The 17610-nt window shown below is 25.2% G+C and carries 16 protein-coding genes and 1 tRNA gene; 15 read left to right on the top strand and 2 right to left on the bottom strand.

Going from position 1 to position 17610, the window contains the following annotated elements; all coding sequences use genetic code 11:
* The first annotated feature begins 38 nt into the window (after positions 1-38).
* The 14 genes from CKSOR_RS01835 (at position 39) to CKSOR_RS01770 (ending at position 14689) form a co-directional block, all read left to right on the top strand.
* Entirely contained in the window at positions 39-1202 is a 1164-nt protein-coding gene (locus CKSOR_RS01835; RefSeq protein WP_108673891.1) for an ATP phosphoribosyltransferase regulatory subunit, read from the top strand.
* A gap of 36 nt (positions 1203-1238) precedes the next feature.
* Positions 1239-2534, top strand: coding sequence for an adenylosuccinate synthase (locus tag CKSOR_RS01830; protein ID WP_108673890.1), 1296 nt, complete (start codon positions 1239-1241; stop codon positions 2532-2534).
* Between the two features lie 160 nt (positions 2535-2694).
* On the top strand, positions 2695-2907 hold the full coding sequence (gene rpsU, locus CKSOR_RS01825; RefSeq protein ID WP_108673889.1) for a 30S ribosomal protein S21: 213 nt from the start codon (positions 2695-2697) through the stop codon (positions 2905-2907).
* Between the two features lie 19 nt (positions 2908-2926).
* Positions 2927-4747: a DNA primase gene (gene dnaG / locus CKSOR_RS01820; RefSeq protein ID WP_161539537.1), complete on the top strand. Its 1821-nt coding sequence runs from the start codon at positions 2927-2929 to the stop codon at positions 4745-4747.
* Positions 4748-4906: 159 nt separating this feature from the next.
* A complete protein-coding gene (gene rpoD, locus CKSOR_RS01815) occupies positions 4907-7090 on the top strand; it encodes an RNA polymerase sigma factor RpoD (protein WP_108673887.1) in 2184 nt (727 codons plus the stop codon).
* A gap of 36 nt (positions 7091-7126) precedes the next feature.
* Positions 7127-7204: transfer RNA gene (locus CKSOR_RS01810), tRNA-Ile, on the top strand.
* A gap of 60 nt (positions 7205-7264) precedes the next feature.
* Entirely contained in the window at positions 7265-8146 is an 882-nt protein-coding gene (locus CKSOR_RS01805; protein WP_108673886.1) for a DMT family transporter, read from the top strand.
* Positions 8147-8179: 33 nt separating this feature from the next.
* Entirely contained in the window at positions 8180-9109 is a 930-nt protein-coding gene (locus tag CKSOR_RS01800; RefSeq protein WP_108673885.1) for a polyprenyl synthetase family protein, read from the top strand.
* 24 nt (positions 9110-9133) lie between these two features.
* Positions 9134-11002 (top strand): 1-deoxy-D-xylulose-5-phosphate synthase, encoded by a 1869-nt coding sequence (gene dxs / locus CKSOR_RS01795; RefSeq protein WP_108673884.1) that lies wholly within the window; start codon positions 9134-9136, stop codon positions 11000-11002.
* Positions 11003-11043: 41 nt separating this feature from the next.
* A complete protein-coding gene (gene folE2, locus CKSOR_RS01790) occupies positions 11044-11853 on the top strand; it encodes a GTP cyclohydrolase FolE2 (protein ID WP_108673883.1) in 810 nt (269 codons plus the stop codon).
* A gap of 162 nt (positions 11854-12015) precedes the next feature.
* Positions 12016-12387 (top strand): 30S ribosomal protein S6, encoded by a 372-nt coding sequence (gene rpsF, locus CKSOR_RS01785; RefSeq protein ID WP_108673882.1) that lies wholly within the window; start codon positions 12016-12018, stop codon positions 12385-12387.
* Positions 12388-12450: 63 nt separating this feature from the next.
* Positions 12451-12735 carry a 30S ribosomal protein S18 gene (rpsR, locus tag CKSOR_RS01780; protein ID WP_108673881.1) on the top strand — a complete coding sequence of 95 codons (285 nt, stop codon included), beginning with the start codon at positions 12451-12453 and terminating at the stop codon, positions 12733-12735.
* Between the two features lie 16 nt (positions 12736-12751).
* Complete coding sequence (gene rplI / locus CKSOR_RS01775; protein ID WP_108673880.1) at positions 12752-13213, top strand: 50S ribosomal protein L9; 462 nt, start codon at positions 12752-12754, stop codon at positions 13211-13213.
* A gap of 102 nt (positions 13214-13315) precedes the next feature.
* Positions 13316-14689, top strand: coding sequence for a replicative DNA helicase (locus tag CKSOR_RS01770; protein ID WP_108673879.1), 1374 nt, complete (start codon positions 13316-13318; stop codon positions 14687-14689).
* On the opposite strand, the gene pdxA is transcribed toward CKSOR_RS01770, so the two are convergent.
* Both pdxA and CKSOR_RS01760 read right to left on the bottom strand, forming a co-directional pair.
* A complete protein-coding gene (pdxA, locus tag CKSOR_RS01765; protein WP_108674221.1) occupies positions 14686-15684 on the bottom strand; it encodes a 4-hydroxythreonine-4-phosphate dehydrogenase PdxA in 999 nt (332 codons plus the stop codon). The genes CKSOR_RS01770 and pdxA overlap by 4 nt on opposite strands.
* Positions 15685-15703: 19 nt before the next feature.
* Positions 15704-16096, bottom strand: coding sequence for an Mth938-like domain-containing protein (locus CKSOR_RS01760; protein ID WP_108673878.1), 393 nt, complete (start codon positions 16094-16096; stop codon positions 15704-15706).
* Between the two features lie 191 nt (positions 16097-16287).
* Between CKSOR_RS01760 and CKSOR_RS01755 the strand changes: the two genes are divergently transcribed.
* Complete coding sequence (locus CKSOR_RS01755) at positions 16288-17604, top strand: homoserine dehydrogenase (protein WP_108673877.1); 1317 nt, start codon at positions 16288-16290, stop codon at positions 17602-17604.
* Positions 17605-17610 lie beyond the last annotated feature (6 nt).

Genomic DNA, 17610 nt, shown 5'->3' with positions numbered 1-17610 from the left:
TTATAAAAAAATAAAAAAATTTCCTATAGAGATAAGCTATGAATAAATGGTTATTACCAGAAAATGTTGCTGATGTTTTGCCTTTTGAGGCTAGAAAAATTGAAGAGCTTAGATTTAAAATATTAAATCTATACAAAACTCATGGTTTTGAATTAGTATTTCCTCCTTTAGTAGAATACATAGATTCTTTATTATCTGGAACAGGTAGCGATCTTAATCTTCGTACATGTAAATTAATAGATCAAATGTCTGGAAGAACTATGGGTATTAGAGCAGATATTACTCCTCAAATTAGTAGAATAGATGCACATCTTATTAATAGCAAAGGAGTTACAAGATTATGTTATTGTGGTAATGTACTTCATGCAAAACCAATGGGTTTATTTTCTAGTAGAGAATTATTACAGATTGGAGCTGAAATATATGGTTATAATGGAGTAGAAGCAGATATTGAAATTATTAGATTAGTATTTGCAACATTAGAAATAGCATATGTAAAAAAACCACATATGGATTTATGCCATCATGGAATAATAAGACATTTTTTAGAATTAGATAATGTTTTATTGAATAATTCAGAAATCATTATATCTCTTTTAAAAGAAAAAGATATAACAGGTTTAAAAGAATTATTTACAAATTTAAATTATGTAAATAATGAATTAAAAGAATCAATATTATGTTTACCTTTTTTATATGGTAATTCTTCTGTAATTTTAGATGCAAAGAAAAAATTTGCTAATTATCCTACTGTTTTATTATGTTTAGATGAATTACAATTATTAATAGATTCATTGCCTGATTTAAATATTGGTATAGATTTGGCAGATCTTGGTGGATATGAATATCATTCAGGGGTAACTTTTTCTGTATATGCTCAAGGTTGGCATGATTCATTAGTTAGTGGTGGTAGATATGATGATGTAGGTCTTGCATTTGGTAGAGCTAGACCTGCTACTGGTTTTAGTTTAGATTTACGTAAATTATCTTTAGGAAGGTTTATCGATGCTAACAAATATCATGCTATTAAAGCACCTTGGGTTAATAATGATATTACTCTTACTAATTTAATAAATGATTTAAGGTCTCAAGGAGAAATTGTAGTTCAATTATTTCCAGAAGAAATTTTAGATGAAAATGGATTAGTATTTGATAGAGAATTAGTTTTAGTAAACTCAATTTGGAAATTATTATCAATTTAATTTAATTAAATTAAATATAAAATATTGGTACTTTATATGAATAAAAATATTGTTATCATAGGCACTCAGTGGGGTGATGAAGGTAAAGGCAAGATTGTAGACTGGCTATCTGAATCTGTAAAAGGAGTAGTACGTTTTCAGGGAGGTCATAATGCTGGTCATACTTTATGGATTAATGGTAAAAAAACTATTCTTCGTTTAATTCCATCTGGAATTATGCATCCTAATATTACTTGTTTCATAGGTAATGGAGTTGTTTTGTCTATAGAAGCTTTGCTTAAAGAAATTGATGAGCTTGAATCTACTGGTATTTTAGTGAAAAATAGACTTTATATATCTGAAAATTGTCCATTAATTTTACCTTATCATATTGCTTTAGATACTGCCAGAGAAAAGCAAAAAGGAGTTAATAAAATTGGTACTACTGGTCGTGGAATTGGTCCTGCTTATGAAGATAAAGTAGCAAGAAGAGCTATTAGATTAAAAGATATATTTAATCCAAAATTATTAGAAGAAAAACTTGAAGATAATGTAAATTATTATAATTTATTATTAACTAAATTATTTAATGAATCAGAAATAAATTTTTCTTCTATAAAAGAATATTTAACTAAAATTGCACCTATTATAGAACCTATGATAAAAGATGTTTCGAATTGTTTATATGATATGTGTGAAAAAGGAGAAAATCTTTTATTTGAAGGTGCACAAGGTGCACTTTTAGATGTAGATCATGGTACATATCCATATGTTACAAGCAGTAATTGTATATCAGGAGCTGCTTCTACTGGTTCTGGAGTAGGACCTAAAAATATTGATTATATTTTAGGTATTACTAAAGCTTATACTACTAGAGTTGGTTCTGGACCATTTCCTACTGAATTAAATGATGATATTGGTATAAAGTTATCTACTATTGGAAAGGAAGTTGGATCTGTAACTGGCAGACCTCGTAGATGTGGATGGTTAGATGCTGCAGCATTAAAAAGATCTGCTAGAATAAATGGTATTTCTGGATTATGTATTACTAAATTAGATGTATTAGATTCTTTTGATTATATTAAAATCGGTGTAGGATACCAAATAAATGATACTTTTTATGATGTATTGCCGTATGGAATTAGTAATTTGAATAATATATTACCAATTTTTGAAACTATATCAGGATGGAAAAGTTCAACAGCAAGTATTACTGAATTTGATAAATTACCTGAACAAGCTAGGTATTATCTTGGTAGAATAGCTGATATATCTGGAATACCAATAGATATAATTTCTACTGGACCTGACAGGAATGATACTATAGTGTTAAGAAATCCATTTATGATATAAGAACATCATATATTTTATATAATAGTTTTAATAAAAATAATGAAACTATTATATAAAAATAGTATAATATTCTTCATTACATTGAAACAAAGTATTTCTCTCTATAATTATAATGTCTTAATTATAGAATTATCTTAAATTAATAAATTAAATATAATATATGCCTATAGTTAAATTAAAGGAGCATGAACCTTTTGAAGCTGCTCTTAGACGTTTTAAACGTACAATTGAAAAAACAGGATTATTAACAGAGTTACGTTCTCGAGAATTTTATGAAAAGCCTACTGCTGAACGTAAACGTAAATTAGCTGCTGCAATTAAAAGACATTACAAACGTATACGTAGTCAGCAATTACCACCAAGAATGTATTAATAATAGTATAGTTTTTTCTTTGATTTCACAAAAATTTATTCAAGATCTACTATCTAAAATCGATATAGTAGATCTTGTTCAACAATATATATCTATAAAAAAATCTGGATCTAATTATTTAGGATTATGTCCATTTCATGATGAAAAAAGTCCATCTTTTACAGTAAATTCAGAAAAACAATTTTTTCATTGTTTTGGTTGTGGAGAACATGGTAATGTAATTAATTTTTTAATGAAATATAATGGATTAAATTTTATAGAAGCATTGAAATATTTATCAGAATTATTAGGAATAAAATTACCACAAAAAAATTTTTCTGTACTAACAGAAGATAGTAAAAAATCAAATCTAGTAAATATTTTAAATCAAGCTAAATCAAGATATTTACTAATGTTAAAAGATTCTAAATCTGCTCAAGCTTATTTAAAATATAGAGGTATTAGTAACAATGTTATTAATATTTATAATATTGGTTATGCTAAAAATAATAATCAATTATATGCAGAATTAAAAAATTATTATGATAATAATGTTTTATTAGATTCAGGTCTTATTATAAAAGATAGTAATAATTTTTATGATAGATTCCGTAATAGAATTATATTTCCAATATATAATATTGAAGGTATCTTAATAGGTTTTGGTGGTCGTGCTTTGGGAAATAATTTACCTAAATATTTGAATTCTCCTGAGACTAATTTATTTAAAAAAGGCCAAGAATTGTATGGTTTTTGGGAAGCAAAATCTGTTATTAAAAAAGAAAAAACTATTTTGATAGTAGAAGGTTATTTAGATGTCTTAAAATTAGTACAACATAATTTTTTAAACGTAGTTGCTACATTAGGTACATCTATTACTATAGACCAAATAAAAAAAATAATTTTTCAAGGTATAAAAAAAATTATTTTTTGTTTTGATGGTGATTTTGCTGGTAAAAAAGCAGCTCAAAGAGCTTTACGCGTATGTTTATCAGAGTTAAATGATAATTTTGAAATTAGGTTTTTATTTTTACCAGATTCATATGACCCTGATTCATTTGTAACTAAATTTGGTATATTTGAATTTAAAAATAAAATAAATCAATCTATTCCTTTGTCTCAATTTTTATTAAAAGAAATATCTGAAAAATATAATATGAATGAAGCAGAAGGTAGAGTAGCATGTTTAAATAATGCAATAAAAATAATAGATTGCATTCCTAAATGTATTTTACGTACACAAATAGAAAAAGATTTATCTGAGTTAGTTCATATTACTCAAAAAGAACTTAATTTTTCTATATTAAAAAATAAAAAACAAAGTAATTATTTTATAGATCAAAAATCTTTCCATAGAAAACATTTTATAAATGAAAAAATTGGTAAACAAAATACACTACAAAAAAAAGATTTAAATACTATTAAAATAAATAATAAATATTATTCTTTAATATCGAAAAAGTTAATTAATTTATTAATACAATATCCATATCTATTAAATACAATAGATTATGATCAAATAAATATTATTGGAAAAGATGATGATTTGGAAAATATAAAAAACTTTATTTTATTTGTTAAAAACAATGAAAATAAACAATATAATAGTTTATTAGAATTAATAGACCCAAATTCAGATATGTATAGATATATAAAACAAATATCTTCACATAACAGTATGATTAACATACCTAATCCTGAATTGGAATTAAATTCAATTATATCTTATATAGAAATTAATAATATTAAAAAGGAAATGGAAAAATTATCTAATAAGAAAGATTTTTCTACACAAGATGCAATATTATATAAAAATCTTTCTAAAAAATTAATCGATATTAAAAATAAAGACCATTCATAAATATAATATTTATGTTAAATATGATAAAAATTTAAAATATTCAATAATACTATTATAATGGCTTAATTTTTAATAATATTAAATTATATATTTTAAATAAATTTCAAATAAAATATAATTATTCATAATAAATTTTAATAGAAAAAAGTAACTAATTCTATGAATAACTCTTCAAAAAAATCTAATAACAAAATTCAATCTAACGATTGTTATTCTATTTCAGAAAAAAAAGATTTTAAGGAATCACAATCTACTACTTTAAAACATATTAAAGAAAAAAAAACGAAAAGCAAATCTGATTCGAAAAAAATTAAAAAAAATAAACGTTCATTAAAACAAAATAATGATATAGATATTGATAATGATTACTATGAGCATGAATCTATAAATGAAAATATTGTAAAGCATGATGATTTCGATGATATTTATGATGTAGACATACATGTAGTATCTAATACTAAACGTAAACGTATTAAAAATGAAGTAAAAACATTAATATCAAATAGTCATACTATATCTCAAGAAGAATATGAAGCTCGTCGCAATAAAATTAAACAATTAATTAAATTGGGAAAAGAAAGAGGATATTTAACTTACGGAGAAATTAATGATCATCTACCAGATGAATTAGTAGATAATGATACTTTAGATGGTATTATTAGTACTTTTGGAGATATGGGTATATATGTATACGAAAGAACTCCAGATATTGAAACTTTACTAATGAGCGACAATACTCCTATATCATCACATGATGATGATGAAGAAGAGGCAGAAGCAGCTTTAACTACGGTAGATTCAGATTTTGGTCGTACTACTGATCCTGTTAGAATGTATATGAGAGAAATGGGTAGTGTAGAGTTATTGACTAGAGAAGGAGAAATAGAAATAGCTAAACGAATAGAAGATGGATTAAAGCATATTATTATGGCTATTTCTGCATCACCTATTACTATACAAGAAATTTTATATAATATCTCAATTGTACGCAAGGATGAATTAAGAATTGATGAAATTATTGATGGTTTAATAGATTTAGATAGTAATGAAGATTATGAGAATATTGTATTACCTATCGAATATGAGTTAGAAGAAAATTCATCTAGTGGTATGTCTGATGCACAATTAGAAGAGTTAAAACTTAAAACTTTTCAAAAATTTGATAAAGTTGAAAAATATTTTGAACAAATGAAAATTGCTTATAAGCAATCAGGTTATAAATCAGCAGATTATATAGAAAACCAAATAAAAATTCAAAATGAATTAGTTAGCATTAGATTTACTGCTAAAATGGTAGAAAAATTTGCAAATACGCTAAAAATTCAAGTAGATGAAATTAGGCAATTAGAAAAGCTTATGATGGATATTTGTGTAAATAATGCATTTATGCCTAGAATAGATTTTATTAAATCATTTACTGGTAATGAAATCAATTTTGAATGGGTACACAAAGAAATAGCTGCAGGAAAAGATTATTCTCATTATTTAGTCAGACACATACCTGCTATACAAGCGATACAGCAAAAATTTTTAGAATTACAAAATAAAGTTTCATTATCTTTACAAGATTTAAAAGATATAAATAAACGTATGATAGCTGGTGAAACAAAAGCTAGAAAAGCTAAAAAAGAAATGACTGAAGCTAATTTAAGATTAGTAATATCAATAGCAAAGAAATATACTAATAGAGGATTACAGTTTTTAGATTTAATACAAGAAGGCAATATTGGTTTAATGAAAGCTGTTGATAAGTTTGAATACAGACGTGGTTATAAATTCTCTACTTATGCAACTTGGTGGATACGTCAAGCTATTACAAGATCAATAGCAGACCAAGCACGTACTATTAGAATACCAGTACATATGATAGAAACTATTAATAAAATGAATAGAATTAGTAGACATATTTTACAAGAAACTGGTATAGAACCTGATGCAGCTGTATTAGCACAAAAAATGGATATGCCTCAGGATAAAATAAGAAAAATATTAAAAATATCTAAAGATCCTATATCAATGGAAACACCAGTTGGTGATGATGAAGATTCACATTTAGGAGATTTTATAGAAGATGTAATGACATTAGCTCCTGCTGATGCAGCATTACATGGATCTATGAGAGAAATAGTAAAAGAAGTTTTAGATTCATTAACTCCAAGAGAAGCTAAGGTATTAAGAATGAGATTTGGAATAGAAATGAGTACTGATCAAACTTTAGAAGAAGTAGGTAAACAATTTGATGTTACTAGAGAACGCATACGTCAAATAGAAGCAAAAGCTTTAAGAAAATTAAGACACCCAAGTAGAGCAGATAAATTAAAAAGTTTCTTGGAAGAACATTAATTTTTATGTTACAATAATGAAATGAATGTGATGTAAGGGCCTCTAGCTCATGCTGGTTAGAGCAGCGGACTCATAATCCGTTGGTGCCGAGTTCGACTCTCGGGGGGCCCACCATAGGAAATTATTAATTTTTTTCTTATGTGTTTCTTTTATTAAAAATATTAGTATTTATTTATGCCAGTAGTAAAACAAATTCTCTGGATGTTACTATCAACCTTGATGTTTGCTTTAATGTATTTTTTTATTAAAGTAACAGCAGACAAAAATATCTCTTTACCACAAATAGTTTTATTTAGGGGTTTTATACCTTTTATCATAATATTTTTTTGGGGTATTTATAAAAAAAAAATATTATTTCCTAATAATTGGAAGTTACATGTTATAAGATCTTTATGTGGTACTTTATCAATGTGGTTAGGTTTTTGTGCAATATCAAAATTAACTTTATCTACATCTACATGTTTAAATTATACAGGTCCTATCTTTATAGGAATAGGTAATTTTTTATATTTCAAGCATAAAAAACTAGATTATTTAATATATATACCAATTTTACTTGGATTTTTAGGTATATTATTGATTTTGCAACCTAGTATTAATAATAATGAATGGTTATATGTTTTATTTGGTATAGGAGCTGGTTTTTTGTCAGCAATTTCTATGTTACAAATCCAACAACTACATTTAATAAATGAACCAGAATGGAGAATAGTTTTTATATTTTCAATATTTATTTGTATAACTAGTTTATTATATTTATTAATTTCTGGTTGGATATGTTTGGACTTTATATCTCTATGTTATTTGACATTAGTTGGAATATTTGGTCTTTTGGGTCAATTATTTATGACAAAAGCTCTTAGCATTGGATCTTTAATAATCCCTGCTTCTATTCAATATGTAACAATAGTATTTTCTACAATTATAGATTTTCTAATACTTAAAGAAAAAATAGGAATGTTATCTTTATTAGGAATAATTTTTGTAATAATATCAGGTTTATTTTCTGCTTTTTTAAATTATAATAAAAATATAAAAATTATAAATAAATCTTAAATTATCCATTTTTTAAATATATCAAAAAATTATATGCTAATAGATAGAAGTAACTATATAACATTTGACTCTTGGAAAAAAGAGTATATTAAACATATAGATATCACTATTAGTAAGTTTATGCCACAAGAAAATACAAAACCATGTTTATTACATAAAGCTATGCGTTATGCAGTATTAAATGGCGGAAAAAGAATTCGTGCTTTATTAGTGTATGCTTCTAGTGAATTATGTTCTTTATTTTGTGAAATAGATCATAAAGAGTATTATGAATTTTTAGATAAAATAATGGTAGCTATAGAATTAATACATGCATATTCTCTTATACATGATGATTTACCTTGTATGGATAATGATGACTTGAGAAGAGGTTTACCATCAACTCATATAAAATTTAATGAAGCTTTAGCTTTATTAGCAGGAGATGCATTACAAGCATTAGCATTTAATTTATTATCAAATATTAATATTTCTAATAAAGATATTATAATAGAATCTATTCAAATTTTATCTCATTCAATAGGTAGTTTTGGAATGGTAGGAGGTCAATCTATAGATATAAATAGTAATAAAATGTTATTATCTTATGAAAATTTAAAAGAAATGCATATGATGAAAACTGGTAATCTTATATCTTCTAGTATAATATTGCCTTCTATTATTTGCATGTTAAAAAAGGATAAAAAAAATATATTATTACAATATGCAAATTTATTAGGATTAGCATTTCAAATTACTGATGATATCTTAGATATAACTTCAGAAACACATATTATAGGTAAAACTAAAAATAAAGATATTAAGCAATTAAAAAATACTTATGTTTCATTATTAGGGGTAAAAAAAGCTAAAGAACATGTTGTTAATATTATCGATCATTCTAATATTTTATTAAAAAAATTAACTAAAGAACATACTAGATTATCTGATATAGCAAATTTTATTTTATATCGAAATAATTAAAAGATTTATACTTATACCATCAAAATGCATACTCCAACTTTAGATAAAGTATCTTCACCAGAAATATTAAAATATTTTTGTTTAAATGAATTAAAAGAACTAGCTAATGATTTAAGAAAAGAAATAATAGATATTGTTTCCAAAAATGGTGGACATTTATCATCTAATTTAGGTATTGTTGAATTAACTATTGCTATATATAAAATATTTAATTTTCCTGAAGATAAAGTTATATGGGATGTTGGACATCAATCTTATGCTCATAAGATATTAACTGGTCGACGTCATATAATGCAAACATTACGGAAAAAAGATGGTGCTGCTGGATTTCCACAACGTATTGAATCAAAATTTGATATATTTGGTACAGGGCATTCTTCTACATCAATTTCAGCTGCTTTAGGCTTAGCAGTTGCTGCTAGAAATAAAAATATTAATAGAAAAAATATAGCTATTATAGGTGATGGAGCTATGTCAGCAGGAATGGCATTTGAAGCTATTAATAATGCAGGAGTTACTAAAGATATTAACTTATTAGTCATTTTAAATGATAACTCAATGTCTATTTCTCCACCAGTAGGTGCTTTAGAAAATTATTTAGCATATTTAACATCAAAAAATTTATTTAATACTGCTGCAAAATATATAGGTAAAACTATATTAGATAGAATACCTAAAGATATTTTATTTAATTTAAAAAAATTAAGAAAAAAAGCAAAAAAAGTAATTTTGCCTAGTAATATTTTTGAAAATTTTGGTTTTCAATATATAGGTCCTGTAGATGGTCATAATTTAGAAGAATTAATAATAAATTTAGAAAAAATTAATTCTAAAAAAGGTTTATTTTTTTTACATGTTATAACAAAGAAAGGTATGGGCTATAAACCAGCTGAAATAAATCCTGTTTTATATCATGGTCCAAGCAAATTTGATCCTATAATCGGTATTCAAAAACAAATTTCTAAATCTTATACATTTACACAAATATTCAGTAAATGGTTATTAAATAATGCATCAAATGATCAAAGGCTTGTATGTATTACACCAGCTATGAAAGAAGGTAGTGGTTTAGTAGAGTTTGCTAAAAATTTTCCAAATCGTTATTTTGATGTTGGTATAGCTGAACAACATGCTATAACATTTGCTGCTGGTATGGCGTGTGATGGTATGAAACCAATTGTTACTATATATTCTACATTTTTACAAAGAGGATATGATCAGTTAATTCATGATGTTGCTATTCAAAATTTAGATGTAACTTTTGTAATAGATAGGGCTGGATTAGTTGGATTTGATGGAGCAACTCATTCAGGAAATTATGATATTGCCTTTTTGCGATGTATACCTAATATAATCATATCCACTCCTTCTAATAAAAAAGATTTATTAAATTTGCTATCAATATGCTATAAATATAATGGTCCTAGTGCTATTAGATATCCAAAAGATATATGTTTAGATATTAATTTTGTAGAAATTTCTAATAATATTAATATTATTGGCAAATCCAATATTATTAATTCAGGAAAAAATATAGCTATTCTTGGGTTTGGTCCAATATTAAATAATGCAATATATGCTTCTGAAGAATTAAAAGCTACATTAGTTGATATGAGATTTGTAAAACCATTAGATGAAAACTTAATTATTGATATAGCAAACACACATAAAGCCATTGTAACTATAGAAGATTCAGCTATACATGGAGGAGCTGGAAGTGCAATAAGCGAATTTTTAAATCAATCAGGTATAAATATACCAATATTTCATATTGGTTTACCAGATAAATTTATCGATCATGGTGAGAGATCATTATTAATGAAAGATTTGTTTCTTGACGAAATAGGTATATTAAAAACAATTAAGAAAAAATTTAGTCATTATATAATTTGATTATTTTAGATAAAATTAACTATTTTAATGAGAGTAATTATATGAAATTTAATAATAATGAAAAAACTAATATTGAAATACCTGATATTCAAAATTATGGAGATATTAGAAGCATAAGTATAGATAAAGTAGGTATAAAAAATATCAAAATACCTATTAATGTATTGAAAACAAATAATACAGTATTATCTACTATAGGCATATGGAAAGCAACTGTTGCTTTACCATCAGATAAAAAAGGTACTCATATGTCTAGGTTTGTATCTATTTTAGAAAAATATAAATATTTAAATATTAATCAAAGAATTTTTTCTGATATGGCTTTAGAAATGATCAAATTACTTGAAGCAGAAACAGGAGAAATATGTGTTAAATTTGATTATTTTTTAGAAAAAGAAGCACCTTTATCTAAAACTAAAAGTACTATGAATTATAAAGTTAAATGGATAGCTACAATCAATAATAATAATATTAAATTTAAATCATTTATTAATATACCTATAACAAGTTTATGCCCATGCTCTAAAGCTATCTCTAAATATGGTGCACATAATCAAAGATCTAAAATAACAATATCAGTTAGACCTCATGATAATTCAATATTAAATATAGATCATATTATTAAATTAGTAGAAAAAGAAGCTTCTTGTGAGCTATGGAGTTTATTAAAGAGATCAGATGAAAAATATGTTACTGAAAGGGCATATAATAATCCCAAATTTGTTGAAGATTTAGTACGTGATATTGCTGTACAACTAAATAGTCTTCAAAACATACAGTGTTATACGATAGAAGCTGAAAATTTTGAATCAATACATAACCATTCTGCTTATGCAAAAATAGAAAAATAGATCTCAAATTATAAAATTATATCTTGCACTATACTAATCTCTAATAGATAATATTATATATTACTCAACATAAAATTTATTATTCATTCTTGCTCGAAATATAATAATATTTTGAGCTGTTTTTTATTTATTAAATTAAAAACATCCTAAAGGAGATTTAAAATGCGTCATTATGAAGTTGTTATTATTATTCATCCAGATCAAAGTGATCAATCATTATCTATGATAGATAGATATAAAAATATGGTTACTAATAAAAATGGAATTGTTCACAGATCAGAAGATTGGGGTAAAAAACAATTAGCTTATCCAATTAAAAAATTAGTAAAAGCTCATTATATATGCTTAAATATAGAATGCAATAATGAAGTTCTTTCAGAATTAATGGAATCATTTAAATATAATGATGCTATTTTACGCCATTTAATAATTAAAAAGAAGAATGCTTGTACTTCACCATCCATTATGATGAAAACTTTAGAAAAAGAAGATTCCAAAAAAAATAATACAAATGATAAATCTAATGAACAATAAAATTCATTAAGACATATTTAAATTAATGATAATTAAAAATTATATAAAATTAAAGGAAGAGAAATGAACTTTTCTGGAAAGTTTAAAGATAAACGTAAATTTACACAACAGAAACAACAAAATCCTTTATTCAAAAGACGCAAATTTTGTCGTTTTACTGCTGCTAATGTTGAAGAAGTTGATTATAAAGATATAGATACTTTGAAAGATTTTATACAAGAAAATGGGAAAATTATTCCTGCAAGATTAACAGGGACAAGATCCATATATCAAAGACAAGTAGGATTAGCTATAAAAAGAGCTCGTTTTTTATCTCTTATTCCTTATACTGATAATCATAATTCATAACTAATTGTGTGTTAATATGCAAATAATTCTATTAGATAAAGTTAAGCATCTTGGAAATTTAGGTGATGTTGTACGTGTAAAAGATGGATATGCAAGAAATTATCTTATTCCTCAAAAAAAAGCTAAAAGTGCTACTAAACAAGCTTTAAAAGAATTTGAATTACTTCGTACTGAGTTAGAAAAAATTCAAATTGAAAAACTTAATAATGCTATTGAGATATCTGAAAAGTTATCAAAAATAGAGCTCAATATTTTACAAAAAGCAGGAGTAGACGGACGCTTATTTGGTTCTGTAACAAACATTGATATTTTAAATGCTTTACAAAATAAAGGGTTTAAAGAAATCAAAAAATTCCAAATTGTCATATCTGAAGGCCATATAAAATATATAGGTACTTATAATGCTCAAATAACATTACATCCTGATGTAATTGTTGATGTACATTTTAATGTATTAGATGAATCATCTACAAAATAAAAAATTAATATATTGTTTTATGTTTTACAAGTTATATTTTAAATATAACTTGTAATTTTAAATATTATAAAATATACAATAAATTAATATTGTATTAAAAATATGATTTCAGCAGATAGCCATAATAATTTTGTTAATTTACGTACACCACCTCATTCTATTGAAGCAGAGCAATCAGTACTTGGTGGTTTGCTATTAGATAATAATACTTGGGATCGAATATCAGATATAATTTCTGAGGAAGATTTTTATCGTAATGATCATCGCTTAATATGGCACCATATTGCAAAATTAATTAATTCATCAAAACCAGCAGATGTAATTACTATTCATGAATCTTTGATAAGTGTTGGTAAATCAGAAAGTATTGGTGGTTTAAGTTATTTAAATACTTTAGCTCATAGCACACCATCAGCTGCTAATATAAGAAGATATGCTGAAATAGTACGCGAAAGATCTATGCTGAGAAAGCTAATTAGTTTAGCTGATGAGATATCATCTTTAGCATTAGATCCTAAAGGCAAAGAAGTACGTCAATTAATTGATGAAGCTGAATCTAAAGTATTTAAAATAGCACAAGAAGGATATATTAATAATTCAGGATTTCAAGAAATACAACCATTATTAACACAAGTTGTAGAACATATAGATGAATTATATAATAAAGGTGGTAGTTCTGATGTAACAGGTGTTCCAACAGGTTTCTTAGATTTAGATAAAATGACATCAGGGTTACAATCTGGTGATTTAATAATTGTAGCTGGTAGACCATCTATGGGTAAAACATCATTCTCTATGAATATAGGAGAGTATGTTGCTATCGATCAAGGCTTACCAGTAGCAATTTTTTCTATGGAAATGGCTGCAATTCAAATAGTAATGAGAATGATTGGTTCAGTTGGTATGTTAGATCAGCATAAAATGAGAACAGGTAAATTATCTTCAGATGATTGGCCTAAAGTAACACGTGCGGTACAAATTATACAAGATGCACAAGTATATATCGATGAAACTCCAGCTTTAAATGTTATTGAATTAAGGGCTCGTGCCAGAAGATTATCTCGTCAATGTGGTCAATTGGGTTTAATCATTATTGATTATATTCAATTAATGTCTAGTAATCGTATTGAAAATAGAGCCACAGAAATATCAGAAATTAGTAGATCTTTAAAAAGTCTTGCAAAAGAACTCAATTGTCCAATAATTGCATTATCTCAACTTAATAGAAGTTTAGAACAAAGACAAAATAAAAGACCTGTAATGAGTGACTTACGAGAATCTGGAGCAATAGAGCAAGATGCAGATTTAATATTATTTATTTATAGGGATGAAGTATATAATAATGAATCTGTGGATAAAGGTATTGCAGAAATTATTATTGGTAAGCAAAGAAATGGACCAATAGGTACAACTAAATTAACATTCAATGGCTCTATGACTAAATTTTTAAATTTTGGTAAAAATGATTCTTATTAAACTTGCAGATTATCAGCTAATGTAAAAGCTGATTCTAAAGAAGAAGAACTAGCTATCCCCTTCCATGCTATATCAAAAGCTGTACCATGATCTACACTTGTTCTTATAAATGGTAATCCAATAGTCAAATTAATACCATTATCTAATCCATTTAATTTTATAGGTATGATGCCTTGATCGTGATATTGTGATACTATAATATCAAATTCACCTCTATTAGCTTTCATAAAAATAATATCTCCAGACCATGGACCAGATACATTAATGCCTTCATTAAAAGTTTGTAAAATTGCTGGTTTAATAATTTCTATTTCTTCTTTTCCAAATAAACCACCTTCTCCACAATGTGGATTTAATGCAGCAACTCCTATTTTAGGATGTTTTATACCCATTTGTAGACAAGCTTTATTTGCTAATTTTATGCTATTTATTTCTAATTCTATAGTTAAATTTTTACTAACTGAAGATAAAGGAATATGTCTAGTAACTAATAGTACTTTTAAATTATTATTTAACATAACCATAGCAAAATTTTTACTATTAGTAGCTTCAGATAAAAATTCCGTATGGCCAGAAAATCTTATTCCAGCTTGATTTACTGATTCTTTATTAATAGGAGCAGTTACTATAGCTTTAATATCTTTATTTAATATATCATTAATAGAATTGACTAAATATTCGTAAGATGCTTTTCCACATATAGAATTAGCTATATTTTTATTTGAAAAATAATTTTTAAAATTGTAATCATTAAAATGATTTTTTTTTGAAATAATATTTAAATATATATCTTTGAACTTTGCTTCTGTTATATCATTACATTTAATAATTTTTAAATTATTATTTTTTACTAATTGAAGAGCCTGTTGCATAACATAAGGATCACCATATACTACATATGGTGATTTAAATTTTTTACAAGCACGAGCTATAATTTCAGGACCTATACCACAAGGATCTCCCATTGTGATTCCTATTGGTAATTTTTTAAACATATTTTTATTCATTATATTATTAATTGAAAGGTAATATACCTATTGAAATATTTTTATCATTATCTGAAATAAGTGTATAAGTATAAATTGCAGTAACAGTTGACATAATTTCTACACCTATACCTTTATTTAATAAAGGTGTGATTAAATTCCTTGATATATATTCTTGCTTTCTTCCAGTACCTATAATTAAAAGTTCAGGGTAATCATTATTATTAATAATATTACAAGATTCCCATAATTGAGAAATACTTATATTTTGAATATTTTCAATATTCCATGTTTTTATATTACTATTAATATTAAATGTAATAGGATGAAAGTATTTTTTGTTATTAATTTCTATATAACCATCACCATAAGAATTAAATTTATTTTTTATATCTTTATTATCATGAACAAAATGTAACATTGAAGTAAAATTGTAAAATAATCAAAAAATGTAGTTTAAATGATAATAAAATATCATAAGTTGATATAATATAGCTTTAAATTATACATTATTATAATATTTAAATATATTTAATAATATAAAATTAGGTAATAATTAAGACGCATAGTGATAATTAACATTCTATTTAATAATTTAAAAAGGTCTTGTAAATGAATTCTATGAAGGTAGGTTTATTAGGTTTTGGAGTAGTAGGTAGTGGTACTTGGGAAGTATTAAAAAACAATGCTGAAGAAATTGCTCGTAGAGCTGGGAAAAAAATTGAAATAGTAAGCATAGCAGATAAAGATGTAAATAAAGTTAAAAGTAGATTAAGTGCATACGATTTAAATAATATATCTGTATTAAATGATGCTTATTCTTTAATTAATGATCCTAATATTGATATAGTAATTGAACTTATAGGTGGTGATACTGTACCTTTAGAATTAATTTTAAAATCCATAGAAAATGGCAAACATATTGTTACTGCTAATAAAGCATTATTAGCAAAACATGGTAATAAAATTTTTTCTACTGCACATAAAAAAGGAGTAATGGTATTATTTGAAGCAGCTGTAGCAGGCGGTATACCTATAATTAAAGCAATAAGGGAAGGATTAACTGCTAATAAAATAGAATGGATTGCTGGTATTATTAATGGTACAACAAATTTTATTTTATCAGAAATGAAAAATACTGGTATGAATTTTGAAATAGTACTGGCTAAAGCTAAAGAATTAGGATATGCAGAATTAGATCCAACTTTTGATATAGAAGGAATAGATGCAGCCCATAAAATCACATTATTATCTTCTATAGCATTTGGTATACCAATACAATTTGATAAAACTTATATCGAAGGTATATCTAAATTATCACAAATAGATATTAATTATGCAGAACAATTAGGATATAGATTAAAATTAATAGCAATTACAAAAAAAAGAGATAAGGGAATTGAAATTAGAGTTCATCCTACTTTAATACCAGAAAATTGTTTATTAGCTAATGTAGAAGGTGCAATGAACGCAGTATTAGTACAATCAGATGCTGTAGGACCAACAATGTATTACGGTCAAGGTGCTGGTAGTTTTCCAACAGCATCTGCTATTATAGCTGATTTAGTAGATGTTACTAGATCATATAAAGTAGATCCACATTATCGAGTTCCTTATTTAGCATTTCAACCTAATTCATTATCTGACTATAGAATCTTACATATAGATGATGTAATAACATCATATTACTTAAGAATTACTACTATAGATAAACCAGGAGTATTATCTGATATATCAAAAATATTGACTGATTTTAATATTTCTGTTAAGTCAATGGTACAAAAATCATCTAATAAAGAAATTACAGATATTGTATTTCTTACTCATGATGCAATTGAAAAAGATATAAAGAATGCAATTTCTAAAATTGAAATTTTATCTTTTGTAAAAAACAAAATAACTTGTATACGAGTAGAAAAATTAGTATAGATAGTT

The organism is Candidatus Kinetoplastibacterium sorsogonicusi (assembly GCF_003072465.1).
Classification (GTDB): Bacteria; Pseudomonadota; Gammaproteobacteria; order Burkholderiales; family Burkholderiaceae_B; genus Kinetoplastidibacterium; species Kinetoplastidibacterium kentomonadis.
This window is presented reverse-complemented; position numbering and strand designations above follow the sequence as displayed.